The organism is Pseudoxanthomonas winnipegensis (genome assembly GCF_030322905.1).
Taxonomy (GTDB): domain Bacteria; phylum Pseudomonadota; class Gammaproteobacteria; order Xanthomonadales; family Xanthomonadaceae; genus Pseudoxanthomonas_A; species Pseudoxanthomonas_A winnipegensis.
Window position 1 is genome coordinate 2897008 of the sequence record NZ_CP095475.1, and the last position, 24755, is coordinate 2921762.

General features: G+C 68.7%; 25 protein-coding genes and 2 pseudogenes. 19 read left to right on the plus strand and 8 right to left on the minus strand.

Annotated elements, in window-relative coordinates:
* The first annotated feature begins 38 nt into the window (after window positions 1-38).
* From MWN52_RS12790 to MWN52_RS12845, 12 genes are all read left to right on the plus strand, one after another.
* Entirely contained in the window at window positions 39-431 is a 393-nt protein-coding gene (locus tag MWN52_RS12790; RefSeq protein ID WP_130521004.1) for a PTS sugar transporter subunit IIA, read from the plus strand.
* Complete coding sequence (locus MWN52_RS12795) at window positions 424-693, plus strand: HPr family phosphocarrier protein (protein WP_130521006.1); 270 nt, start codon at window positions 424-426, stop codon at window positions 691-693. Before MWN52_RS12790 ends, MWN52_RS12795 begins: the two co-directional genes overlap by 8 nt.
* Window positions 693-2423: a phosphoenolpyruvate--protein phosphotransferase gene (gene ptsP, locus MWN52_RS12800; protein ID WP_286574919.1), complete on the plus strand. Its 1731-nt coding sequence runs from the start codon at window positions 693-695 to the stop codon at window positions 2421-2423. Before MWN52_RS12795 ends, ptsP begins: the two co-directional genes overlap by 1 nt.
* Before the next feature lie 144 nt (window positions 2424-2567).
* On the plus strand, window positions 2568-3926 hold the full coding sequence (gene mgtE / locus MWN52_RS12805) for a magnesium transporter (RefSeq protein WP_130521010.1): 1359 nt from the start codon (window positions 2568-2570) through the stop codon (window positions 3924-3926).
* Between the two features lie 12 nt (window positions 3927-3938).
* Window positions 3939-4559: a DUF1294 domain-containing protein gene (locus MWN52_RS12810; protein WP_286574920.1), complete on the plus strand. Its 621-nt coding sequence runs from the start codon at window positions 3939-3941 to the stop codon at window positions 4557-4559.
* Window positions 4560-4634: 75 nt separating this feature from the next.
* Window positions 4635-5417, plus strand: coding sequence for a carboxylesterase family protein (locus MWN52_RS12815; protein ID WP_286574921.1), 783 nt, complete (start codon window positions 4635-4637; stop codon window positions 5415-5417).
* A 75-nt stretch (window positions 5418-5492) separates the two neighbouring features.
* Window positions 5493-6221, plus strand: a complete 729-nt coding sequence (locus MWN52_RS12820; RefSeq protein WP_286574922.1) for a tetratricopeptide repeat protein — start codon at window positions 5493-5495, stop codon at window positions 6219-6221.
* A 74-nt stretch (window positions 6222-6295) separates the two neighbouring features.
* On the plus strand, window positions 6296-6847 hold the full coding sequence (locus MWN52_RS12825; RefSeq protein WP_205953632.1) for a peroxiredoxin: 552 nt from the start codon (window positions 6296-6298) through the stop codon (window positions 6845-6847).
* Between the two features lie 99 nt (window positions 6848-6946).
* A complete protein-coding gene (locus MWN52_RS12830; RefSeq protein ID WP_286574923.1) occupies window positions 6947-9967 on the plus strand; it encodes a ligand-binding sensor domain-containing diguanylate cyclase in 3021 nt (1006 codons plus the stop codon).
* 162 nt (window positions 9968-10129) lie between these two features.
* Window positions 10130-10564, plus strand: coding sequence for an antitoxin Xre/MbcA/ParS toxin-binding domain-containing protein (locus MWN52_RS12835; protein ID WP_286574924.1), 435 nt, complete (start codon window positions 10130-10132; stop codon window positions 10562-10564).
* Window positions 10564-11025 (plus strand): RES family NAD+ phosphorylase, encoded by a 462-nt coding sequence (locus tag MWN52_RS12840; protein ID WP_286574925.1) that lies wholly within the window; start codon window positions 10564-10566, stop codon window positions 11023-11025. Before MWN52_RS12835 ends, MWN52_RS12840 begins: the two co-directional genes overlap by 1 nt.
* A 105-nt stretch (window positions 11026-11130) precedes the next feature.
* Window positions 11131-11610 (plus strand): low molecular weight protein-tyrosine-phosphatase, encoded by a 480-nt coding sequence (locus MWN52_RS12845; RefSeq protein WP_286574926.1) that lies wholly within the window; start codon window positions 11131-11133, stop codon window positions 11608-11610.
* Window position 11611: 1 nt separating this feature from the next.
* On the opposite strand, the gene MWN52_RS12850 is transcribed toward MWN52_RS12845, so the two are convergent.
* Both MWN52_RS12850 and mqo read right to left on the minus strand, forming a co-directional pair.
* The gene (locus MWN52_RS12850) at window positions 11612-12208 is read right to left on the minus strand and encodes a hypothetical protein (protein WP_286574927.1); all 597 of its coding nucleotides are present in this window, start codon (window positions 12206-12208) and stop codon (window positions 11612-11614) included.
* Between the two features lie 141 nt (window positions 12209-12349).
* The gene (mqo, locus tag MWN52_RS12855) at window positions 12350-14059 is read right to left on the minus strand and encodes a malate dehydrogenase (quinone) (protein WP_286574928.1); all 1710 of its coding nucleotides are present in this window, start codon (window positions 14057-14059) and stop codon (window positions 12350-12352) included.
* Window positions 14060-14328: 269 nt separating this feature from the next.
* Between mqo and MWN52_RS12860 the strand changes: the two genes are divergently transcribed.
* The 4 genes from MWN52_RS12860 to MWN52_RS12875 all read left to right on the plus strand — a co-directional run bounded on the left by MWN52_RS12860 (window position 14329) and on the right by MWN52_RS12875 (window position 16856).
* Window positions 14329-14499, plus strand: coding sequence for a hypothetical protein (locus MWN52_RS12860; protein WP_165394473.1), 171 nt, complete (start codon window positions 14329-14331; stop codon window positions 14497-14499).
* A 480-nt stretch (window positions 14500-14979) separates the two neighbouring features.
* Window positions 14980-15615, plus strand: a complete 636-nt coding sequence (locus MWN52_RS12865) for a hypothetical protein (RefSeq protein WP_286574929.1) — start codon at window positions 14980-14982, stop codon at window positions 15613-15615.
* Between the two features lie 126 nt (window positions 15616-15741).
* Window positions 15742-16449, plus strand: coding sequence for a DUF4386 domain-containing protein (locus MWN52_RS12870; RefSeq protein WP_286574930.1), 708 nt, complete (start codon window positions 15742-15744; stop codon window positions 16447-16449).
* Entirely contained in the window at window positions 16446-16856 is a 411-nt protein-coding gene (locus tag MWN52_RS12875; protein WP_286574931.1) for a DUF6326 family protein, read from the plus strand. The genes MWN52_RS12870 and MWN52_RS12875 overlap by 4 nt, the downstream gene beginning before the upstream one ends.
* 59 nt (window positions 16857-16915) lie before the next feature.
* Here the strand turns inward: MWN52_RS12875 and MWN52_RS12880 are convergent, their stop codons facing one another.
* Together MWN52_RS12880 and MWN52_RS12885 are read right to left on the minus strand one after the other, a co-directional pair.
* Window positions 16916-18910 carry a M1 family metallopeptidase gene (locus MWN52_RS12880; protein WP_286574932.1) on the minus strand — a complete coding sequence of 665 codons (1995 nt, stop codon included), beginning with the start codon at window positions 18908-18910 and terminating at the stop codon, window positions 16916-16918.
* A gap of 103 nt (window positions 18911-19013) precedes the next feature.
* Entirely contained in the window at window positions 19014-19466 is a 453-nt protein-coding gene (locus MWN52_RS12885) for a HemJ family protein (protein ID WP_286574933.1), read from the minus strand.
* 72 nt (window positions 19467-19538) lie between these two features.
* Here MWN52_RS12885 and MWN52_RS12890 point away from each other — a divergent pair, with 72 nt between their 5' ends.
* Entirely contained in the window at window positions 19539-20132 is a 594-nt protein-coding gene (locus MWN52_RS12890) for a class I SAM-dependent DNA methyltransferase (protein WP_130522993.1), read from the plus strand.
* A gap of 91 nt (window positions 20133-20223) precedes the next feature.
* Complete coding sequence (locus MWN52_RS12895) at window positions 20224-21465, plus strand: polyhydroxyalkanoate depolymerase (RefSeq protein ID WP_286577737.1); 1242 nt, start codon at window positions 20224-20226, stop codon at window positions 21463-21465.
* A 48-nt stretch (window positions 21466-21513) separates the two neighbouring features.
* Here MWN52_RS12895 and MWN52_RS12900 read toward each other — a convergent pair whose 3' ends face one another.
* The 4 genes and pseudogenes from MWN52_RS12900 to MWN52_RS12910 all read right to left on the minus strand — a co-directional run bounded on the left by MWN52_RS12900 (window position 21514) and on the right by MWN52_RS12910 (window position 23568).
* Window positions 21514-22149 (minus strand): DUF2306 domain-containing protein, encoded by a 636-nt coding sequence (locus tag MWN52_RS12900; protein ID WP_286574934.1) that lies wholly within the window; start codon window positions 22147-22149, stop codon window positions 21514-21516.
* Window positions 22150-22300: 151 nt separating this feature from the next.
* Window positions 22301-22405 (minus strand): annotated as a pseudogene (locus MWN52_RS19655) (sensor domain-containing protein); the annotation flags it as partial.
* Window positions 22382-23269: pseudogene (locus tag MWN52_RS12905) on the minus strand (sensor domain-containing protein); the annotation flags it as partial. The pseudogenes MWN52_RS19655 and MWN52_RS12905, both read right to left, overlap by 24 nt.
* Entirely contained in the window at window positions 23203-23568 is a 366-nt protein-coding gene (locus MWN52_RS12910; RefSeq protein WP_130521052.1) for a PadR family transcriptional regulator, read from the minus strand. The gene MWN52_RS12910 and the pseudogene MWN52_RS12905, both read right to left, overlap by 67 nt.
* A gap of 129 nt (window positions 23569-23697) precedes the next feature.
* Between MWN52_RS12910 and MWN52_RS12915 the strand changes: the two genes are divergently transcribed.
* Entirely contained in the window at window positions 23698-24738 is a 1041-nt protein-coding gene (locus MWN52_RS12915; protein WP_130535834.1) for a magnesium and cobalt transport protein CorA, read from the plus strand.
* Window positions 24739-24755: the final 17 nt, after the last annotated feature.

The window sequence follows — 24755 nt, forward strand, 5'->3', positions numbered from 1 at the left end:
GTCGATGCGCGCGGCATCAGCCTGTTAATGTTGTCACCATGACCTGTGGCGTCCTGCTCATCACCCATCCCGGCATCGGCCCCTCGCTCCTGGCGGTGGCCGGCGGCATGCTGCGCAACCTGCCGTTGAAGGCCGAGGCCTTCGAGGTGCCGTTCGACGCGGACCTGGACGCGCTGCTGCCGCAGGCCTCGGCCGCGCTGCGGCGCGTGGACGGCGGCGAAGGCGTGCTGGTGCTGACCGACGTCTACGGCGGCTCGCCCAGCAACCTGGCCGCCCGCGTGGCGCGCCTGGGCACGCCGGTACGGCGCGTCTCGGCGCTGAGCCTGCCGATGCTGCTACGGGTGATGAACTACCCCGAACAGGGACTGGACGAACTCCCGGCCACCGCGGCGGCCGGCTCACGAAATGGAGCCATCCTCGACGATGCTTGAGCGCGAACTCACCGTCTCCAACGCCTTAGGGCTGCATGCGCGCGCCACCGCCAAGCTGGTCCAGGTGGTCTCGCCCTTCCGCAGCCACGTGACCCTGGCCGCCAAGGGGCGCCAGGTCAACGCCAAGAGCATCATGGGCGTGATGCTGCTGGCCGCCGGCAAGGGCACCCAGGTCACCGTGCGCACCGACGGCGAGGACGAGGCCGCGTGCATGCAGGCCATCGTCGACCTGTTCGAACGGCGCTTCGACGAGGACGCCTGATGAGGAAACTGCTGCCGGGCCACGGGGCTTCGCGCGGCAGTGCCCTGGGTCGCGCGCGCGTGCGCCTGCCGCACGCGCTGGACGTGGCCGAGCAGCGCATCCGCGCGCGCGAGGTCGATGAAGAGCTGGCACGCCTGCACGGCGCCATCGACGCGGCGCGGGCGGAAATGCGCGAGCTGCGCACGCGCCTGCACGGCGCGCTGGCGCGCGAGGTCGGCGAATTCCTCGACCTGCACGCCCTGCTGCTGGACGATCCGGAACTGCTGCAGGGCCTGGACGACCTGATCCGCAAGGGCCGCTACGGCGCCGACTACGCCCTGCGCCTGCAGCGCGACCGCCTGGCGGCCGTGTTCCGCGACATGGACGACGCCTACCTGAAAAGCCGCATGGACGATCTGGACCATGTGATCGGGCGCATCCATGCCCATCTGCACAGCCGCGCCATCGATCCGGAAGGCCTGGCCGGCGAGATCCTGGTCAGCGATACGGTGGCCCCTTCCGAACTGGCGCAGCTGCAGGCCCAGGGCGTGGTGGCGGTGGTCACCTCCACCGGTAGCCCGCTCTCGCACAGCGCCATCCTGGCGCGCAGCCTGCACATGCCGCTGGTGGTGGGCTGCAGCGCGGCGTTGGCCAAGATCAACGACGGCGATGCGCTGATCGTCGATGGCGAGACCGGCGAGGTGGTGGTCGAACCCTCCGCCGCGGACCTGCGCGAGTTCCGCCAGCGCCTGAAGGATCTCAAGCGCGAGCAGCGCGAGCTCGGCCGCCTGCGCAGCAAGCCCACCCGCACGCGCGACGGCGTGGACATCGCGCTGCACGCCAACGCCGAATCGCGCGAGGACGTGGCCCAGGCCCATGCGCTGGGCGCGGCCGGGATCGGGCTGTACCGCACCGAGTTCCTGTTCCTGCAGCGTGCCGAGCTGCCCAGCGAGGAAGAACAGTTCCACACCTATCGCGACGTGGTGCTGGGCATGAGCGGGCGGCCGGTGACCATCCGCACCCTGGACCTGGGCGCGGACAAGGCCGACCGCACCGGCCTGGCCCTGCGCGGCGAGGCCAACCCGGCGCTGGGCCTGCGCGGCGTGCGCCTCTCGCGCGCGCATGGCGAGGTGTTCGATACCCAGCTGCGCGCCATCCTGCGCGCCTCGGGCTACGGCCCGGTGCGCGTGCTGGTGCCGATGGTGGCCATCCGCGAGGAACTGCTCGACGTGCGCAAGCGCCTCAAGCGCCTGGCCCGGCAGCTGGTCAAGGAAGGCCACGAAATCGCGGCGCAGGTGCAGATCGGCGCGATGATCGAGGTGCCGTCGGCGGCGATCTGCGTGGAGCACTTCATCGACCTGGTCGATTTCCTCTCCATCGGCACCAACGACCTGGTGCAGTACCTGCTGGCGGCCGACCGCAACAACGATGCCCTGGGCGAGCTGTACTCGCCGCTGCGCCCGGCGCTGCTGCATCTGCTCGACGGCGTGCTGCGCGCCGGCCGCCGCCACGGCAAGCAGGTCGCGGTGTGCGGCGAGATCGCCGGCGACCCGGCGATGGCGCCGATCCTGCTGGCCCTGGGGCTGGAACACTTCAGCCTGCATCCCTCGCACATGCTCGAACTGCGCCGCACCATCCGCGGCCACGACCGCGGCGCCCTGCTCAAGGCCGCCCCCGCCCTGCTCAAGGCGCGCGACCGCAGCGGCATCGAGCGCTGGCTGGCGAAGGCGGGAGCGAACAACGAGACGTGAGGGCGGGCCGGTGCTTCGCCTATGCCTCCATGCTCTTCACGCACTCATGGCTTAAAAGCGATAATGCCGCGATGAACACCTGACCTGCAGCGCATCGTCCTTCGGCGAGGCGGTGCTTCCACCGACCGCACAGGGGCCATGCGCATGGCAGAAGCCGTCCGCCACGACAAGACCGCACGTCAGCTGCGCCTGCTTTCCGATGCGCTGGACAGCGGTCGTCTGGGGCCGGTGCGGCGCCTGGTCAACACGCTCTCGCCGGCCGAGATCGGCAACCTGCTCGAATCGCTGCCGCCCGGCAAGCGCGAGGTGGTCTGGGGCCTGGTCGATCCGGAGGACGATGGCGAGGTGCTGGTCCACGTCGGCGAGGAAGTGCGCGAAAGCCTGCTGGCCGAGATGGACCCCGACGAGATCGTCGCGGCGGTCGAGGACCTGGACATCGACGACCTGGCCGATCTGGTCGAGGACCTGCCCGACACGGTCATCGACGAGGTCCTCAAGTCGATGGACCGCGAGAACCGCGAGCGCCTGGAGCAGGTGCTGTCCTACCCCGAGGACAGCGCCGGCCGCCTGATGAATCCCGACGTGGTCACGGTGCGGGCCGACGTCAACATCGAGGTGGTGCTGCGCTATCTGCGCCTACGCGGCGAGCTGCCCGACCACACCGACTACCTGTTCGTGGTCAGCAAGAAGCACCAGTACCTGGGCCGCGTGCCGCTGGCCGCGCTGGTCACCCACGAGCCGTCCACGCCGATCAATCGCCTGATCGACGACGAGCAGCCGGCCATCGACGTGGAGGAGCGCTCGGAGGAAGTCGCGCGCAAGTTCTCCGACCACGACTGGGTCTCGGCGCCAGTGGTGGACGACAACAACATCCTGATGGGCCGCATCACCATCGACGACGTGGTCGACATCATCCGCGACCAGGCCGAGCACCAGGCCATGAGCGCGGCCGGCCTGGACGAGGACGAGGACCTGTTCTCGCCGATCCGGCGCGCCTTCCGCCGGCGCATGCTGTGGCTGGGCATCAACCTGGGCACCGCCTTCATCGCCTCCTCGGTGGTCAGCCAGTTCGAGGGCACCATCGCCAAGATCGTCGCGCTGGCCGCGCTGATGCCGATCGTGGCCGGCATGGGCGGCAACGCCGGCACCCAGGTGCTGGCGCTGATGGTGCGCGGCCTGGCGCTGGGACAGATCGGCGCCTCCAACGTCTACGTGCTGCTGCGCAAGGAGCTGGGCGTGGCGCTGATCAACGGGCTGGGGCTGGGCACGCTGCTGGGCCTGATCGTGCTGGTGTGGTTCCGCCAGCCCGGCCTGTCGCTGGTGATCGGCACCGCGCTGACCCTGAACCTGCTGACCGCCGCGGCCGGCGGCGTGGCCGTGCCGCTGGCGCTCAAGCGCATGGGCTTCGACCCGGCGCTGGCCGGCAGCGTGATCCTGACCACCCTCACCGACGTGATGGGCTTCATGAGCTTTCTTGGCCTGGCCACCCTGGTGCTGCTCTGAAGGAGCGGGCGGATGCGCGACGGCGAGCGGCTGGGCAAGGTGACCGAGTGGCACGACGCGCGCGGCTACGGCTTCATCCAGCCAGTGGACGGGCCGAAGCTGTTCTTCCACATCCGCGACTACCGGCAGCAGGGGCGCAGGCCGGAAGTGGGCGAATGGCTGCGCTATACGCAGGGCCAGGGCCGCGATGGGCAACCCGCGGCCAAAAGGGTCCGCCGCGTCGTCCCCCCGAGCGCATCGGCCAGGCAACGCGCGGCAGCTAACGCGCCTCAGGCCTGGCATGGAGGCTGGCCGGGCTGGTGCATCCTGGTCGCCTACGGGCTGGTTCTTGCGTGGCTGGCCTGGTCACATCGCGTGCCCGACTGGGGCGTGATCGGCGTGCTGGCGATGAGCGGCGTGACCTGGACCGCGTACGCCCTGGACAAACGTGCAGCCGGATCCAACGCATGGCGCACACCGGAACAGACGCTGCATCTGCTGGAATTGCTTGGCGGCTGGCCCGGGGCGCTGATCGCGCAACGCAGTCTGCGTCACAAGAACCGAAAGCGGAGCTATCAGATCGCGTTCTGGTCGCTGGTGGCGACGCACTGTGCGGTCTTGGCGCTGCTGGTCTACTGGCGTCCGTGGGCATGATCTGCTGCAGCACGCCATGCGTAAGCCGAGCCAGGGACCTAGGATGCGCGCTGTGTCCGCAGGATCATGCGTTTCATGAAAAGGTTCTCCCTGTTGTTGCTTTGTTCCCTGCTCGCCGCCTGCGCTTCCAGGCCTGAGACCGTGTCGGGACGCTTCGTCGAACGCAGCGTGCAGGTCGATGGTGCGACGCATCGCTACCAGGTGTTCGTCCCCTCGCCCGCCGCCTATCAGGGTGCGCCGGCGCTGGTGTTGTTCCTGCATGGCTCGGGCGAGCGCGGTCGCGACAATCGCAAGCAGCTCGACGCCGGCCTCGGGCCGTATCTGAAGCGGCATCGGCGCGATTTCCCCGCGCTGGTGGTCCTGCCGCAAGTGCCGGACGAGGAGGAATGGACCGGCACCAACGCACGCGTCGCCCTGGCCGCGCAGGCGGCGACGCTGGCCGAGTTCCAGGCCGATCCCGCGCGCGTCTACGTCACCGGCATCTCGATGGGCGGCTACGGCACCTGGGAAGTCGCGCTGCTGGCGCCGGAGCGGTTCGCCGCGCTGGCGCCGGTGTGCGGCGCGGTGCATCCGCCGCGCCCGCAGCGGCCGAGCCTGCGCGTCACCCCGGTCGACGGCCTGGCCGATCCCTATGCCGCCATCGCCACGCGGCTGGGCGGCACGCCGATCTGGATGTTCCATGGCGCGCAGGACGATATCGTCCTGCCTGAGGACGACCACCGGCTGGTGGCCGCCTTCGAGGCCGCCGTCCATCCGGTGCGCTATACCGAGTATCCGCACGGCAATCACAACGTCTGGGATGCCACCTACGCCGACCCGGCGCTGTGGGCCTGGCTGTTCGCCCAGCGCCGGGAATAAGCCTCACAGCAGTTTCCCACCGCACAACGCGGCGATGGCCCACTTTCTCCACTGCCGGAACAAGGAAGCCTGCACATGTCCTGGAACCGATCGCTGCTGCTGATTTCGCTGGTCCCCGCCGTGGCCTGGGCCCAAACGGAGATTGTGGAAAGCCGTCTTTACTACAGCGCTGAGCCGGGTACCGGTCATGCCTATCGCAAGGACGTCGGCGAGGCGACCACCACGATGCTCCAGGGCGATGTCGACACAGCCATGCCGCTGCTGCAGCCGGCCCTTGCATACTGCGATGCGCAACGCAGCCAGCCTGGACGCAGGGCAATGAGCTTTTCCAGCCGCCGCGAATACGCGCAATACATGGCCGACGCCGGCAACGGCGAGCCCACCGAGTGGCTGGATATCGCCTGCGCGATGGCCTACCAGCAGGCAGGCTACGGACTGGCGCAGTTGCACAGGTTCGAGGAGGCGTTGCGCCTGCTGGACACGGCCATCGCGGTGGGACCTTACTACCCCAGTGCCTGGACCGAAAAGGGGTTTGTGCTCAATCAATTAGGGCGGCCCGCCGAGGCCCTGGACGCGTACAACACCGCGCTCGAACTTGGCCGCAGCCACACCGAAGCGGCCTACATCCAACCAATGGCGCTGCGTGGGATCGGGTTCTCCAGAACCGAACTAAAAGATCTGGACGGGGCCCGGGCGGCCTATGAACAGTCCCTGCAGTTAGAACCCGGCAACTCGACCGCGTTGCACGAGCTGGACTACATCGCCCAGCAACAGCATCCTGCTCCCGTGCAGGCTACCCCATAGGCGCCCGTGGCGGCCCGGCGCATTCCTATACGAAAGCTGGCGTATAACGACCGCACCCCAATCGGAGCATGACCATGAAGAATTTCCTGCCACGTGCCGTGGCGCTGGCGGTCTCGCTATGCGTTGCGGCGACCGCCTCGGCCGCGCTGAAGACCGGCGCTGAGGCCCCCGCCTTCAGCGCGCCGGCCTATCTGGCCGGCAAGCCCTTCACCTTCACCCTGGCCGATGCGCTGAAGAAGGGCCCGGTGGTGGTTTATTTCTTCCCCGCCGCCAACACCGCCGGCTGCAACCTGGAGGCGCACCTGTTCTCCGAAGCGGTGGACCAGTTCAAGGCGCATGGCGCCACGGTGATCGGCGTGACCGCCGGCAACACCGACCAGCTGGCGGACTTCTCCAAGAACACCGAGACCTGCGGCGGCAAGTTCCCGGTGGCGGCCGACGCGGGCGCCAAGATCGCCGCGCAATACGACGCCACCCTGGCCGAGAAGCCCGGCTGGTCGGACCGTACCTCGTACGTGATCACGCCGCAGGGCAAGGTCGCCCACGTCTACTCCGACCGCAGCCCCAAGCTGCATGTGCAGGAAACGCTGGATGCGGTGAAGGCCCTGGAGCACAGCGCGCACTGAATGCTGCAACGCATCACGTTCCCGGAAGGCCCCGCCCGCGCGCGGGGCCTTTTTCTTGCATGGGAGTCTGCATAATCGGGCCAAGGGGAGAACCGTCGCATGTCCAAGGCCAGGGCCATCCTGTGGATGCTGCTGTGCTGCGCCATACCTGCCACGCAGGCTGCGGCCGGCGCCGCGGCGAGCGTGCGTCCGCTCGATCTCACCGATCTGGAGGCGCCGGCCTTCACCAACTTCGGCCAGGACGAGGGGCTGCCGGACGCCGGCGTGTCCTCGACCTGCGTGGACAGGAATGGCTTCGTCTGGGGCGCCACGCCGGCCGGCGTCTACCGCTACGACGGGCGCCGCTGGATGGCGGTGGACGAGCCGGCGCTGCGACACTCGGCCACGCATGTGTTCGTCGACCACGGCGGGCGGGTGTGGGCGGCCTTCCGCAATACGGGCCTGGCGGTCTATGACGGCAAGCGCTGGCAGGCGGCCAACACCGACACCGGCCTGCCCTCCAACCAGATCAAGCATTTCGCCGAGACCACCGACCCCAGCGGCGAGGTGGTGCTGTGGGCGCTGACCTGGGACCACGGCCTGATGCGCCTGCGCGACGGGCGCTGGGAGCTGGATCCCGGCAATGCCTCGCTGCCAGCCGACCCGCTGCGGTCGATGGCTCAGACCCGGCAGTTGGGCGTGCCCGGCCGGCAGTGGCTGGGCACCAACGCGCGCGGCCTGTGGTACCGCGATCCGGGCCAGGTCGCCTGGCGGCGCTGGGAGGGTCATCAGTTCGACGTGGCCCAGGTCGAGGACCTGATGCCGGTCATGCAGCAGGGCCGCGAGGAACTGTGGATCTCCACCTACACCGGCGGCCTGTGGCGCATGCGCGCCGACGGCCTGCGCCACTGGAGCCACGACCACGACGGTCTGCCCAGCAACGTGATCTACAACGTGGCCAATACCGCGCTGCCGGACGGCAACCGCGCGATCTGGGTGGCCAGCCGCGCCGGCCTGCTTCGCCTGCACGAGGACACCCTGCAGGTGTTCAATCGCCGCCACGGCCTGCGGTCGGACGTGATCCGCGACGTGATCGCCTGGCGCAGCCCCGACGGGCTGGACGTGCTGTGGATGGCCAGCGACTGGGGCGTGACCCGCACCGTGCTCGGCGCCAGCCCCTGGGTGATCGCCTCGCTGATGGGCTCGGACGGGCTGGGCGTGTTCGGCTTCCTGGTCGAACCCGACGGCCACGGCGGCGAGCGGCTGTGGGTGAGTTCCTCGGGCGAAGGCCTGTCGCTCTACCAGGGCCGCCAGTGGCACCACTTCGGCCAGGACGAGGGCGTGCCGCCGGACGCCAACATCGGCTCGGTGATCGCCACCCACGACGAGGCCGGACGCAGCACCTACTGGGTCAGTCTGCGCGGCGGCGTGGTGCTGCGCAGGTCGCCGGGCCAGTCGCGTTTCGCGCCGATCGCCACGCCCTGGAAGCACACCGAGGGCGAACTGCTCTACGACACCCTGGTGCGCACCTACGAGGGCCGGCGCGAGCAGTGGTTCGCCACCCGCGAGACCGGCCTGTACCGGCTGCGCGACGGCGCCTGGACGCGCTTCCCGCCGCCGGTGAGCAACGCCCCCTGGCGCGCGCTGCGGGTGCTGGACGTGGTCGATGCGCAGGGGCGCTCGTGGCTGTGGGCGGCCACCAACCACGGCCTGGCGCGCTTCGACGGTACACGCTGGGACACGCTGGGCACGGACCTGGGCCTGACCGACACCAACGTCATCGGCCTGAGCCTGATCCCCGACGCCGGGCACCGCCAGATCCTGTGGCTGGGCACCAGCAGCGCCGGCGTGGCACGCGTGGACATCAGCGACCCGCGCCAGCCCCGGTTACTGCCCGAGCCGCTGCCACCACCACCCGACCCCAGCGTCTACAACGCCCAGGTCGACAGCAAGGGCCGGGTCTACCTGTGCACCAACAACGGCGTGCAGCTGCTCACCCCGACCGCGCGCGGTTACGAGAGCCGCATCTTCGGGCGCCACGACGGCCTGCTGCACCAGGAATGCAACTACGTGCAGTTTCTGGACCGGCACGACCGCTTCTGGACCGGCACGCTGGGTGGGCTGGCCGTCTACGACCCAAGGCGTGAGCTGCACGACACCCAGCCCAAGCCGCTGCGCGTGACCGGCCTGCGGATCGACGGCCGCCCGGTGGCCGGACCCGCGCTGGAGGTGCCGCCGGGCAAGCGCGAGCTGCGCATCGACTACGCGCTGCTGTCCTGGTTCCGCGAGGCCGACTCGCGCTTCCGCACCCAGCTGCTCGGCTACGACACCGCGCCGGGCGACTGGACCGAACAGAATTTCCGCAGCTTCAACGCGCTGCCGCCGGGCCACTACCGCCTGCGCGTGGAGGCGCGCGACCACGCCGGCAACACGAGCACGCCATTGGAAGTGCCGATCAACATCCAGGCCGCGTGGTGGCAGACGCCGGGCGCGCGGGTGGCCGCGGGGTTCGCCGTGCTGCTGGTCGGCTACGGGCTGGCGGCCTGGCGCACGCGCCGCCTGCGCGAACAGCGTCGCGTGCTGGAACAACACGTGCGCGAGCGCACCGCCGAACTGCACGAAGCCAACGAACGCCTGCGCACCCTGTCCTACCGCGACGAGCTCACCGGCCTGGACAACCGCCGCCGCCTGCTGGAAGTGGTCTCGCCCTCGCCGGACGGGCCCCTGCCGCGCGCGCTGATCCTGCTGGACGTGGACCACTTCAAGCGCTTCAACGACCGCTTCGGCCACCCCGCCGGCGACGAGGCCCTGCGCCAAGTCGCCGCGGCCATGCGCGACTGCGCCGGCGCGCAGGCCACCGTCGCCCGCCACGGCGGCGAGGAGTTCGCCTGCGTGCTGCCGACCACCGACGCCCAGCACGCGCTGGACGTGGCCGAATGCATCCGCAAGGCCGTGGCCGCCTGCGAGCTGCGCGTGCCCGGCCAGGACACGCCCTGGCACATCACCATCAGCGCCGGCGTGGCCATCGCCATGGTCCGCACCCGCGAGGACACGCTGCGGCTGTTCAACGACGCCGACCTGGCGCTGTACCAGGCCAAGCACGAGGGCCGCGACCGGGTGCAGCTGCATCGTCCGCGTTAGGCACGCGTCTTGGAACCCGCCTCCGATGCGCTGGGGCGCGGCGTGGTCGTCGACATGCCGCCGGGTTCGAAACGCCCAGGCCCGCAAAGGCGGCACCTTGACCCCCGGCAATCCGCCCCATACATTGACGGCAAGTTGCCGCAAGGCCGCAGGAGGTGCATCTTGTCCACCATCATCGAAGAAGTCGCGCGAAAGCTCGGCGGCCGGCCGGTGCTGGGGCGCGATATTCGCTCACAGGCCGACCTGGCGCTGTTGGTGCGCCATCGCTTGCCCTTGCTCGCGCTGCGCGGGCTGACGCAGGCCGGGATCAGCGAGCAGGAAATCGAACGCTTCGTCATCCCGCAGCGCACGCGACGCCACCGGGCAGAGAAGGCGCAGCCGCTGACCGTGGAAGAATCGGACCGCGCGGTGCGGCTGCTCCGCATCCAGACCCTGGCCGAAGACACCTTCAAGGACACGCAGAAGGCGCATCTCTGGCTGCGCAAGCCCTTGGGGGTGCTGAGCCATGAGACCCCGCTCGATGTCGCCCAGACCGAGGCCGGCGCCCGGCTCGTGGAAGCCGTGCTGGCCAGGATCGCCTGGGGCGCCGCCGCCTGATGCTGCTGTGGCGTTTGTCCGGCGAGGACTTCGCCCAGGTCTTCGATGGGGGTTATGGGCTGCTGTACGACGGCCGCTGGAATACCGTCGGGCATGCGCTCACCTACTGCGCCACTTCTCCGTCCCTGTGCGTGCTGGAGAAGCTGGTCCACATCCAGGACCCCGAGCTGATGCCGCCGCAGGTCATGGTGCGCTACGAGGTTCCCGATGACCTCGCGATGGAAACGATCGAAGTGACCTCCCTGCCGTCAGGATGGCGCCTGGACGAAACGCTGACCCAGCAGCATGGCGATCGCTGGCATGAGGCCAGGACGGCACCGCTGCTGCGTGTCCCATCGGCGATCGTGCCCCTGGACGGTGCGCCGGACCGGAACGTGCTGATCAACCATCGCCATCCGCAGACGGCGCGGATCAGGCTCCTGTCCATCGAGCCGTTCGACCTGGATATCCGGCTGTTCTGAGCCGGAGGGGTCGTGGGGCGACTTTGCCTTCGCCGGCCGACGCGTCGCATCGCAAAGCCCATCGCACCCTCTAGGATGTCGTCCCCTTTCCGGCAATCCGTCGCCATGTCCCAGACCACCCCCTCGGTGCTGTTCGTCTGCACCGGCAACATCTGCCGCTCGCCCACCGCGCAGGCGCTGCTGCTGCGCAAGGCGGCCGCGCAGGGCATCGAGGTGGACACCGACAGTGCGGCGGTCACCGACGAGGAAGTCGGCAATCCGCCCGACCGTCGTGCCCTGCAGGAGCTGCAGCGACGCGGCGTGCCCATGCCGCCGCATCGGGCCCGGCTGATCGAGGCGCGCGACTATCGCCATTTCGACCTGATCCTGGGCATGACCGCCCAGCATGTCCGCGCCATCGAGCGCCTGGCCCCGCCCGATGCGCGCGCCCGGATCGGCCTGCTGATGGAGTACGCGCCAGGCCAGCGCCCGGTCGACGTCCCCGACCCCTGGTACGGCGGCCCGCAGGACTTCGTGAAGGCCTTCGACATGATCGAGGCCGGCGTGGACGGCCTGCTGCGCAGCTGGACGCTGGCGCGCAACTGACTCAGTGCAGGACACCGCCAGCGGGAGGCAACGGCGTCACCGATTGCAGCCGAGCTTCCATCAATTCGACCGCTTCCAGCCGTTCGCTCAGCTGCCGCTCGTCCAATGCCCCTTCTTCGTACAACCAGCGCAGCCTGCCGCGCAGGTGGTCGGGCGTGTCGCCAGCGCGCACGACGTCGTACTCACGGCGCAGGTAGTCCGCGCGCCGCCGGAAGAGCTCTTCAATGATGCGCTTGCCGTCGGCGTCATCGATCACCAGCAGATTGCCCTGCTCGCTTGGGAAGATCACAAACCGCGTGACTCGCAGCCAGTAGAGGGACAGGCAGACCACGCCGATCGGCACCCAGATGGACATGTCCAGCCTACCCAGCCTGGACCAGTCCCAGATCGTGAGCACGATCCCGAGCAGCAGCCAGAGCGCCCCCGCGTTCCGGAACCAGGTACTGCGCTCCTCCAGAGACTGCCTCTCTCGAGAGATCTGGTCGTAGCGCACTGAGAATTCCCGCTTTCCCGAGCCGTCGGCGATGGCGTAGCGCACCTTGTCGTCTTCGAAGACATAGCGGATGCGGTTCGAGTTTCGCTTCTGAGCAATCTCCATTCCCCAAGCCTCTCCTTGTCCCATCTCGGTCGCACTCTAACCGATAGGCGAGGTCGTCGGTCCACGCCCCACAGACGAGAACGCCCGCGGCTCAGCGCCGCGGGCGTCCGTCAGGGGCGAGCGATCGAACGGCTTGGAGAACTACAACGCCTGCATCGCCTTGTTGGTCTTGTCCTCGGTCTTGACCGGCACTTCGGGCTGCGGCTGCACCGCGGGCTCGGCGGCCGGGGCGGGCTGCAGGCCGGCGTTGTCCGGCACCTCGATGTAGGGCAGGTGCAGCGTCTCGCTGGTCATGCGCCGGATCCGGTTGGTCAGCGCCGCGCTCTTGTTGAGCTCCTGGCCGTAGCTGGGCACGATCTGCTCCAGCTTCTGCTTCCAGCCGGCTTCCATCTGCTTGGGGAAGGCCTGAGCCATCAGCTTGAGCATGATCGGCGGCGAGGTCGATGCGCCCGGCGAGGCGCCCAGCAGCGCGGCGATGGTGTCGTCCTGGTCGGTGACGATCTCGGTGCCGAACTGCAGGCTGGTCTTGCCGGTCGCCGGGTCGCGCTTGATCACCTGCACGCGCTGTCCGGCGGTGATCAGCTTCCAGTCCTCGCGCTTGGCGTTGGGGTAGTACTTGACCAGTTCGGCCTGGCGATCGGCGTCGGTCAGCTCGGCCTGCTGAAGCAGGTACTTGACCAGGTCCAGGTTCTCCTCGCCGACCTTGAGCATGCCGCCCACGTTGTGCTGGTTGACCGAGGAATACAGGTCCCACTGCGAACCGGCCTTGAGGAACTTGGTGCTGTACAGCGCGAACGGCCCGAACAGCACGACCGGCTTGCCGTCCAGCTTGCGCGCGTCGATATGCGGCACCGACATCGGCGGCGAACCGGTATCGGCCATGCCATAGACCTTGACGTCGTGGCGGCCGGCGATGGCCGGCGCCTGGAAGGCCAGGAACTGGCCGCCCACCGGGAAGCCGGCATAGTTCTTCGCCTCGGGGATGCCCGACATCTGCAGCAGCTTCAGCGCCGCACCGCCGGCACCGATAAACACGAAGCGCGAGCGGACCGTGCGCAGCTGGTCGGTCTTGAGGTCGCGCACGGTGACGTTCCAGGTCTTGTCCTGGTTCTGGTGCAGGCCCTGCACCTCGTTTTGCAGGTTGAGGTGGAAGTGCGGATTCTTCTGCAGGGCCGCGGTGAGCTGGTTGGTGATCACGCCGAAGTTCACGTCAGTGCCCAGCGGCATGTAGGTGGCGGCCACCTTCTGCGCCGGATCGCGGCCTTCCATCACCAGCGGTGCCCAGGCCTTGATCTGCGCCGGATCGGTGGAGTACTGCATGCCGTAGAACAGCGGATTCTTGACCAGCGCGTCGTGGCGCTTGCGCAGGTACTCGATGCGGTCATCGCCCCAGACGAAGCTCATGTGCGGGGTGGGATTGATGAAGTCCGACGGGGTTCCCAGCCGACCCTCGCGCACCTGGTGCGACCAGAACTCGCGCGAGACCTCGAACTGCTCGGCAATGCCGACCGCGCGCTTGGTCTCGATGGAGCCGTCGGGCAGCTCCGGGGTGTAGTTGAGCTCGGCGAAGGCCGAGTGTCCGGTGCCGGCGTTGTTCCAGCCGTTGGAGCTCTCCAGCGCCACGCCGTCCAGACGTTCGAACAGCTGCACGTTCCAGTCCGGCTCCAGCTCCTGCAGATAGGTGGCCAGGGTGACGCTCATGATGCCGCCGCCGACCAGGACCACATCGACCGACTGGTCGCTGTCGGGCTTGGGGCCGGCCACGTTCTTGATGGGCCAGAACAGGAAGACGACGCCGACCACCAGCAACAGCAGGACGGCGCCCAGAAGGAACTTGAGGAATTTTTTCATGAGGTGGGGATCGCCAGAAGACGATTTTTCGGCAGAGGGGGAGAAAAGCACAGCATGGCTTGTGCCGTCCGGACATCAAACCACAGCGCCCAGGACGATACTGCGTCAAGACGCGTTCCTGTCCCGTTGGGTGGGATGCGCTCCTAACTTGACCCGCGCTTACGCGGTGGCCGGCAGGCTCTGCCTGGTTGCGATGCGGACGGCGCGAGGCCTTCACGGACGGCTGACAACCGCACTGGCATTGATGCAGCGCGCTCCAAGAGATGCTTATGACGACACTGCGTAGTTCCAAGGCCATGCCGCCGGATATCGAATTCTCCCGCCCGCGCGAGGACAAGCGCGCCGCGCAACGCCAACTGCAGGACCGCCTGGACGCCTTCGAACGCGCCGGCGGCCGGGTCGAAAAACTCGGCAACACGCCGCTGCGCAAGCGCGGCTGATTGCCGAAGCCGCACCACCATCGAGCGCTTCTTCCCCGCTGAGCTGATCTCTTTCGATAAGCCAGCTGTGCTCATCTCTCTTGATGGGCTTGCTGAGCTATGTGTTGTAGGCCTGCTGAGCTCATCGTCCTTGGTGGGAGCAATTGTCCCCGCCTGCATGTAGAGCGGAGCTTGCTCCGCTGGAGCCCTCCCCACGAACCGACCGAAGAGCAGCGGAGCAAGCTCCGCTCTACAGGGGCGCCATGGCGGCGATGAGGCCCTGCCGGGAAAGCCTCATCGCCGCCATGGCGGCTCCCACGGATGTCACTGCTTGTGCGGGCAATCGACGGCGATCAATTACCCGCCTACGGCGCTGCCCCAGCAACAACTGATCCCCAAGCTCGACCACTCAGCCAGTGGCATGCCGTCATCGCCTAGAATGCGCTCCCCTGCCGGCGTTTGCGCCGTTCCTCGGCGCTCGCCGTCCGCTCGAAGTCCTCGATGAATCAGCTCGCCCATTGCGTCCTCCACTACGCGCGCAGCCTGTGGGAGACCCAGCAGTTGCTGCCGCCGGGCGACGCCGCCGACACGCATGCCGCGGCGCATGCGCGCGCCAACCTCCATCTGGCTAGCCTGGCCGGCTCGGTCGCCGCATTGACCGAGGCGCAGCGTGTGAACCTGGCGCGCGCCGCGCTGCGCGGCTGGCCGCTGCACGTGGCCGGTACCGTCGAAGACGCGCCCGATCCGGTGCGCCTGGCGCTGATGGCAGGCCGCGCCCCGACGCCGCTGCACGCGCTGCCTGCCGGGCTGACGCCGTGGATCGACGCCTCGCTGGCCGCCATCGCCCTGCGCAGCCTGCGTTATGCGCTGGAACTGACCGCGCTGCTGCCCGACCCGACCCGCCAGCCGCTGCCCGATGACGCCTCGCCGCAGTTGCTCAGCGCCGCGGCGGCCGTGGACGAGCAGCAGGCCGTGCTGTGGGACGCCATCGAGAAGGTCGGCGCCGACGAAGCGGCGCAGCTGGCCGACGCCGCGCGCGCCATGCTCGACAGCGCCACCCCGGGCAGCCAGGACGCCGAGCTGCTGGCCTACTTCGCCAGCGGCATGTTCGCCCAGTGCACCTGCGCACACCGCTGAAGCGCACCGCCGCGCGCCGCGGAAGGCATCGGCCTGCCCGCGCATGACTTCCGGCAGTCACTGCCGACAGGACACGGGCGTTAGCTTGCTCTCACTCTCAATGTGCGCGCAGGCGCGGGACCGCCGGTGGCAACCCAAGGATCGATCGCGCGCTGGACCGGGGCGGTGTACCTGGTCGTGGTACTCACCGGCATATTCAGCCTGGCCTACGTGCCGGGCCAGCTCCGCGCCGTGGGCGACCCCACCGGCATGCTCGAACATATCGTGGCGCGGCAGCGGCTGTTCCGGGCCGGCATCGCGTCCTTCGTACTGGAGCAGTTGGCCTTCCTGGCGCTGCCGTTCCTGCTCTACCGCCTGCTGCGCCACGTGCAGCGCACCCTGGCCGCCGCGATGGTGGTGCTGGCGGTGATCGCGGTGCCGATCGCCCTGATCGCCGCCGCCCATCGACTGGATGCGCTGACCGCGCTGACCGATCCGGGCCTGGACGCGGTGTCGAGCAACCTGCGCGAGGCGCTAGCCCTGCAGTCGATGACGGCCTACCGGAACGCGATCTTCATGGCGACCCTGTTCTGGGGCCTGTGGCTGCTGCCGCTGGGGCTGCTGGTCTATCGCTCGCGGCAATTGCCGCGCGTGCTGGGCGCCGCACTGATCCTGGGTGGTCTTGGTTATGTGTGCAACGTGTTCGGCGCGCTGCTGGTACCGGGCTACGACCAGGGCGCCTTGTCGAACTACGCGGCCCTGCCGGCGGCGTTCGGCGAGATCGGCCTGTGCCTGTGGCTGCTGCTGTTCGGCATGCGACCGGTTGCCTCCACCCTGACGGACACACTGGAATGAGTACCCCGCTGCAAGACACGCCCGTCCCCGTGCGCCAGCGCCTGTCGGCGGCCTGGGGCGCGCTGATGTTCTGCTATCTGTATGGCGACTACTTCGGCCTGTACACGCCGGACAAGCTCAAGGGCATGCTCGCCGGCGAAGGTCCGGTCGGCGCCTACAGCGAGGGCTCGCTGGTCGGGGTGTCGCTGATGATGGCCGTGCCGGCGCTGATGGTGCTCGGCGCGCTGCTGCTGCCGGCGCGCCTGTGCCGCTGGCTCAACGTGCTGCTGGGCATGGCCTACACCGCGATCATGCTGCTCACCCTGCCCGGCGCGCGGCCGTACTACCTCGTGCTGGGCGGGATCGAGATCGTCCTGTCGCTGAGCATCGCCGTCATCGCCTTGCGCTGGCCGCGCACGAAGGCCTGACGAACAACCGCACGGACCGGCGCGGGCGTCGCCCGGGCCGGTCCGTGATGCAGGCGGCCTCAGGCGCCGGGGACGGCGCTGTTGTTGGCGCGGTCGGCGTCGGGCAGCACGTGGTCGGGGTCGATCGTCACCTTGGACACCGGCTTGCGCGTGGCCAGCAGCAGCTGCGGCGCGGCGCGCTGGATCCAGGTCTCCACCGGCACGCGCCGATCCTCATGCGTGCCATCGGTGTAGTCGATGCGCAGCGTCGCCGGCATCACCAGCTTCTGCCGGTTCTCCAGCGTCACCGCCAGGCCCTTGGCCGGGTCGCCATCGACGTACCTGGCCGCGCTGATGCCCAGGTCCAGCTGCCAGTTGTTGAAGTACCAGCCGCGCCACCACCACGACAGGTCCTCGCCGGCCTCGCTTTCCATGAAGCGGAAGAAGTCCGACGGCGTGGGGTGCTTGTAGGCCCAGGTGGCGATGTACTTGCGGAACGCCGGATCGAAGCGCGCCGGTCCCAGGATCTGCTCGCGCAGCAGCACCAGGCCCAGCGCGCCCTTGAAGTAGGTCACCGGATGGCGGTACTTCTCGCTGGTCGCATCGGCCAGGTCCATCAGCGTGGGCGCGTCCTTGTCGGCCAGCACCGGCAGGATCTCATCGACCGGGTTGCCGCCCTTGGGCGCGTACTCGCCGTCGCGCTTGGGCGCGTACTCGCCGTGGTTGAAGGCGTCGGAGGCGTAGACGTCGATGAAGGTGTTGAAACCTTCGTCCATGAAGGCATGGCGGCGCTCGTTGGACCCGACGATCATCGGGAACCAGCCGTGGCCCAGCTCGTGCGCGGTGATCCAGAACAGCTTGTCGTCCTTGTCCTCGTAGCCGTCGAACACGATGCCCGGGTATTCCATGCCGGCGCCGTGGCCGCCCAGGTTGACCGCGACCGGCCACGGATAGGCGTACCACTTGTCCGAGAAGTGCTCGATGGCGCCCTTGACGTACTCGGTCGAACGCACCCAGTTGGCCGCGCCTTCCACCGGGTAGACCGACATGGCCAGCGCCTGCTTGCCGGCCGGCAGGTTGATGCGCGCGGCGTCCCATACGAACGCCGGCGAGGCGGCGAAGGCCACGTCGCGGGTGTGGTCCATGTGGAAGCGCCAGGTCTGGGTGCCGCTGCGCACGGGCCGGCTGGCCGGGTCGGTGACCTCCTCGGGGGTGCGGATCATCACCGTTTTATCGCTGGCCTGCGCCTGCTTGAGCCGCGCGCGCTGGGTGGCGGTGAGGACCTCATCGGCATTGGTCAGCGCGCCGGAGCCGGCGACGATGTAGTTCCACGGCACGGTCACGGCGTAGTCGAAATCGCCGTACTCCAGGTAGAACTCCGAGCCCAGATACGGCTGCGTGTCCCAGCCGCGCAGGTCGTCGTAGACGGCCATGCGCGGATACCACTGGGCGATCTCGAAGATGTCGCCGTTCTTGGTCGGGGTGACCGCGGTGCGTCCGCCCCACTCGCCCGGCACCACGTAGCGGTAGGCGATATGCAGCTTGAGCACGCCGGTCCTGGCGGCCAGGTCGATCGGCAGATCCACGCGCATGCGCGTGTCGTCGACCAGATACCGCACCGGCACGCGCTTGCCGCCCTGCTCGACCTCGACGCTGGCGATGGTCATGCCGTCGCTGCCGGGCGAGGTGCGCCCCGGGCGCGCGGTGCGGGTGCTGGCCGCGCGCGAGTCGGCGCGGTAGATGTTCTGGTCCAGCTGCAGCCACAGCACGTCCAGCGCGTCGGGGCTGTGGTTGCTGTAGGTGATGGTCGCCTCGCCGCTCAGCGTATGGCTGGCCGGGTCGATGCTGGCCTTGAGCGCGTAATCGGCGCGGTTCTGCCAGAACAGCGGGCCGGGCTTGCCGGCGCCGCCGCGCACGGCCGTGGCCGGCGTGGGCAGCTGCAGCGGGGCGAAGGCCTCCAGCGGCTTGAAGCCGGTGTCCTGGGCGGCGGGCTCGGCGGCCTGCGCGGCCACGCAGGCCAGCAGGGAGGACAGCAGGACCAGGGCGTGCAGCCCACGGCGACGGGACGCGGTCATGGCGTGGCGGGATCCGGGCGGAAGAGGGGGACTTCGAATCCTACCTTGCAGTCCGGTCAGGTCATGGGCCATTGGTCCTGGGCGCGGGCCCGCCGCGGGGGGCCTAGAACGGTTTGGCCAGCACCAGGTAGACGATCACCACCAGTCCCAGCACGGGCAGCTCGTTGAACCAGCGCAGCGCCCGCCCCGAGGGCAGCGCGCCGCCGCGCGCCACGCGCTTGAGCCAGCGCCCGGACACCACGTAGTGCGCCAGCACCAGCACCACCAGCACCAGCTTGGCGTGCATCCAGCCGCTGCCGGGACCGACCATGGTCGGGAAGTCCGGGATGAAGCGGTAGCCCAGCCACAGCACCAGACCCAGCACCAGCGCGATGCCGAACATCATGTGCCCGAAGCGATACAGCCGCCGTCCCATCAGCACCAGCCGCGCCTGCACCTCGGGCTGGCCGGCGCTTTCGGCCAGGTTGACCAGGATGCGCGGCAGGTAGAACACCGCCGCCATCCAGGCCACCACGAACACCACATGGAGGGTCTTGACCCAGAAATAAGCCTGCATCGAATCGGCTCCGTGGCGCGCGCAGCTGCGAAGAGGCGATCATTGTCGCTCATCCCTTCCCAGGCCCGCATCTTGGACAAGCGCTACGACGCCGCCTATTTCCAGCACTGGTATCGCGGCGGCGACATCGGCGGCAGCGCGCGGCTGGCGCGCAAGGTCGCCCTGGCGGTCAGCTGCGCCGAGTACTGGCTCGAACGCCCCATCCGCACGGTGCTGGACATCGGCTGCGGCGAAGGCGCCTGGCGCGCGCCGCTGCGCAAGCTGCGGCCCAAGGCGCAGTACCTGGGCTTCGACAGCAGCGACTACGCGGTGCGCCGCTTCGGCGCGCGCCGCAACCTGCACTTGGCCGCCTTCGGCGATTTCCAGTGGCTGCGCCCGTGCGCGCCGGTGGACCTGCTGGTGTGTTCGGACGTGCTGCACTACCTGCCCGACGCCGAACTGCGCCGCGGCCTGCCCGGCCTGGCCGAGCTGTGCGGCGGGGTGGCGTTCCTGGAGACCTTCGCCGCGGAGGACGCGTTCGAGGGCGACCACGTCGGCTTCCAGGCGCGGCCAGCGGCGTGGTACCGGCGCCAGTTCAGGCGCGCCGGGCTGCGCGCGGCCGGCTCGCACTGCTGGCTCGGCCCGGCCCTGGCCGCCGAGGCGGCGGCGCTGGAAGCCAGCCCCTGAGCCGGTCCGCGGCGCTTTCATGTGGCGCGCCCGCCGTTGGGCTATCCTGCGCCGCGGCAACCGCCTGATCCAGCACGGTTTTGTTCCTATGATGCTTTACCAGTGGCATGAGATGGGCCGTCAGTGGATGGCCCCATGGGTCCACCTGGCCGACGCCAGCTCGCGCATTTTTTCCGATCCCAACAGCTGGCTCTCGGCCCTGCCGGGCGCCGAGCGCATCTCGGCCTACAACGAGCTGATGCACCGGCTGGGCAAGGATTACGAGAAGCCCGACTGGGACATCGGCGAGGTCGAGGTCGACGGCCACACCCTGCCGGTGATCGAGCAGGAGATCATCGCCAAGCCGTTCTGCCGGCTGCTGCGCTTCAAGCGCTTCACCGACGATCAGGCGGTGATCGCCGGGCTCAAGGCCCAGCCCGCCGTGCTGGTGGTCGCGCCCCTGTCCGGCCACCACGCCACGCTGCTGCGCGACACCGTGCGCACCCTGCTGCGCGACCACAAGGTCTATGTGACCGAATGGATCGACGCGCGCCTGGTGCCGGCCGAGCAAGGCGGTTTCGGCCTGGAGGACTATGTCGCCTACATCCAGGAATTCATCCGCCATATCGGCGCCGACAAGCTGCACGTGATGAGCGTGTGCCAGCCCACGGTGCCGGTGCTGGCCGCGGTGTCGCTGATGGCCAGCGCGGGCGAGACCACGCCGCGATCGCTGGTGATGATGGGCGGGCCGATCGACGCGCGCGTCAGCCCGACCCAGGTCAACGACCTGGCCACGCGCAACCCGCTGTCCTGGTTCGAGCACAACGTCATCCATACCGTGCCGGTGAACTACCCCGGCCACGGCCGCGCGGTCTATCCGGGCTTCCTGCAGCACGCCGGCTTCATCGCCATGAATCCCAGCCGCCACTTCCAGTCGCACTGGGACTTCTACGCCGACCTGGTCAAGGGCGACCTGGAGGACGCCGACGCCCACCGCCGCTTCTACGACGAATACAACGCGGTGCTGGACATGCCGGCCGAGTTCTATCTGGACACCATCCGCGTGGTCTTCCAGGAGTTCCTGCTGCCGCGCGGGCTGTGGACGATCGATGGCGTCAAGGTCGATCCCTCGGCGATCACCGGCACCGCGCTGCTGAGCATCGAGGGCGAACTGGACGACATCGCCGGCCTCGGCCAGACCAAGGCCGCGCACGGGCTGTGCACCAGCATTCCCAAGGCCCGACGCAAGCACATCACCGTCGAAGGCGCCGGCCATTACGGCATCTTCAGCGGCCGCCGCTGGCGCGAATCGGTCTATCCCGACGTCAAGGCCTTCATCGCCAAGTACAACTGAGGCAGAAGTGAGTGGAGTGAGTGAAGGCGCTGTGGTCCTCCTCACTCATCACTTCTCTGCGCGCACTTCTCGCATCGGTGACGGTCCATTTGCGCGATTGAACAGCGCCTCGGCCACGAGCAGATTCGGGATCCAGCACAGCCAGGCGATCACCGGATAGCAGGTCTCGAACGGAATGCCGCTGGCGACCGAGATGGGCAGATAGATCCGAAGGGTCACGGCCGCGAAGGTCAGCGCGAAGTTGCGCACCATCCACCTGCGATGCGCGGCCACATCGCCGGCGCGGATGGCGCCGAATGCCCGCAGGCCGGTGTAGAGCCAGGCCAACGCCAGGCACGCGAAGCCGAGCTTGGCTGTGAGCCCGCCGAAGGCGAGCTTGGCCATGTACAGGCCCGACAGCCCGCCCAACGCGACGCCGATTCCGAGGTAAATGCGCCCCATCCAGCGATGCACCTGCCGATACCGCCGCCGGAGCCTGGAGGAGAACTGGAACGGGCCCGTCAGCAGCGCGAGCGATGAAGCGAACACATGGGTGTAGATACCCACCTGGTGCGCATGAAACGTCAGCCGCATGGCGGGATGGACGCCGATTCCCAAGGGCAGCAGCGCGTAGGCCAGGATGGCGTAAGCGGCGACAGCCAAGGCGAGGAAATAGAGCGCGATGTTGCCGATCGTCTTGACCACGGTGGTCTGTTTCCCTGGATGGATTTCCGCGTTGCAAGCGCCGACGTGTGCAGATGACCCACTTGCCGAGCGTTGAGGGCACGAGAGAGGAGTAAGCGGAGCGGCGCTGCTTTTGCTCACTCCTCACTCCTCTTCGCTCACTCCTCCCCTCTCACACCACCGGCGTGCGCACCAGCAGGTGCTTGGCGAGCCAGCCATGGAAGCGTCCGATCCAGCGCGCCAGATGCAGGGTCAGGAACAGCAGCAGGAACCCGGCCACCGGCGTCACGATCGCGATCCACGGGCTGGTGTCCAGCAGGTTCTCGCCGTTCGCCCAAAACACGTAGTGGTTGCCGCCCAGCAGGCTCAGCGGCGAGAGCAGGCAGGCGATCGCGGTGGATCCCAGCGTGACGATCAGCGTGAAGTAGGCGATGCCCAGCGGCAGCATCAACAGCAGATAGAGCATCGCCGTCCAGGTGCCGGCATCGGTGAACAGCTCACCCAGGCGCTTGAACCAGGACTTGTCGCGCTGGGTATAGAGCGGGCGTCGCGGCATGCGCACGCCGAGCAGGACCTCGACGATGCGTCCCTCGACCAGCGACAGCAGGCGCACCGACATCAGGAACAGCAGCAGGATCGGGATGCCGATGATCAGGATCAGCAGACCGACCGACAGGCTGGCGCCGGTCACCACCCAGCTGAAGTAGAAGACGCCGGTGGCCATGGACAGCAGCATGTAGAACAGCGCGCCGTAGGTGCGCGGATCGGCGGCCACGCCGAAGAAGCGCCCCAGCCAGGAGCGACGCGGCGGCGGCGGCGGCGGGCGCAGCGCGCGGCTCACCGTGACCTCGGTCTGGCGATAGATGTCGGCCACCTCCGCCGGCGCGCCATAGCTGCCGGCGACCGAGGCGATCACCTCGGCCTCGCTCTTGCCGGGCTGCTCGGCCAGCTCGGCGCGCAGATACTCCTCGGCGTCGTAGAGCGCGTCCTGGATCATGGCCGGGTCGGCGCCCTTCAGCGCCGCACGCAGCTGGTCCAGGTACTCGGGAATGGTGGTGGGCAAACCTTGTGCGTTCATGCGGTGGTCCCCTTGAGGACAAGATCGACGGAATCTCGGGTGGCGCGCCAGGCGGCGGCCCATTGCGCCAGGACCTGTCGGCCCGCGGCGGTGATGCGGTAGTAGCGGCGCGGCGGGCCGGACGCCGACGGCTCGACCTCGCTCTCCAGCAGGCCGGCGGCCTCCAGATTGCGCAGCACCGGATACAGCGCGCTCTGCTTGCCGGCCAGCACGCCCTGGCCCAGCTGCTCCATGCGCTTGGCGATCAGATAGCCGTACAGCGGCTCCTCGGCCTGGGCCAGCACCGCCAGCAGCGCGAGCGAGACGGTGCCGGCGCTGAGCTCCTTCTGGAACTTCTTCAATTGGCTGTCGACATCGACCATGGACACGGCGTGCGGGCACTAGGTTGAACACAACACTAGTGTGAACTTGGGACTAGTGGATGTGCCGGTGGTCATGCCCGCGGCGGATCGTGTTGCCGCCTTCAGCCGCCCGGGCGCAGGATGCCGCGCATGACCCTGCTCCCGCATACCGACGCCCTGCCCCCCGTCCCGCAACCGCCTTCGGCCCCCGGCAACCCGGCCTGTGTGATCACCTGCGCCGCCTACGACCGGCAAGGCACGCGCACCAACCTGACCCTGGACGAGATCAGCGACGTGCTGGCCCGCGACGACGGCTCGTTCGTCTGGGTCGGTCTGTACGAACCCGAGGAACACGTGCTGCTGAAGCTGCAGGAGGAGTTCTGCCTGCACCCGCTGGCCGTCGAGGACGCCGGCAAGGCGCACCAGCGGCCCAAGCTGGAGACTTACGGCCACTCGCTGTTCATGGCCATGCACACCGTGCAGGTCATCGACGAACGCATCCGCTATGGCGAGACCCAGGCCTTCCTCGGCCAGCGCTATCTGATCACCGTGCGCCACGGCGCCTCGCTGTCCTACACCCCGGCGCGCCAGCGCATCGAGCGCGAGCCGGAGCTGCTCAAGCTCGGCCCGGCCTACTGCCTGTACACCGTGCTGGACTTCATCGTCGACAACTACCTGCCGATCATCGAGGAGTCGCGCGACACGCTGTTCACCCTGGAACGCGACATCTTCTCCGAGACCTACCGCGGCGCGGTGGTGCGCCGGCTGTACGACCTCAAGCGCGAGCTGACCCTGATGCGTGTGGCGGTCGGGCCGCTGCAGGACGTCCTGGCCCAACTGGTGCGCACCCAGAACCCGCTGGTGCCCGAGGAGATCCGCCTGTACATGCGCGATGTCCACGACCACGCGCTGCGCGTCAACGACGGCATCGACACCCTGCGCGAGATGCTCGGCACCGCGCTCAGCGTCAACCTCTCCCTGGTGACCCTGGGCCAGGGCGAGACGGTCAAGCGCCTGGGCGCCTGGGCCGCGCTGCTGGCGGCCCCGACCCTGATGACCAGCTGGTACGGCATGAACTTCGAAGGCATGCCCGAGCTGCATGCGCGCTTCGGCTACTGGGTGCTGATCGGCGCGGTCGCGGTGACCTGCGGCGTGCTGTACGTGCTGTTCAAGCGGGCGCGCTGGCTGTAAGCGGCGCCGCCGCGCGG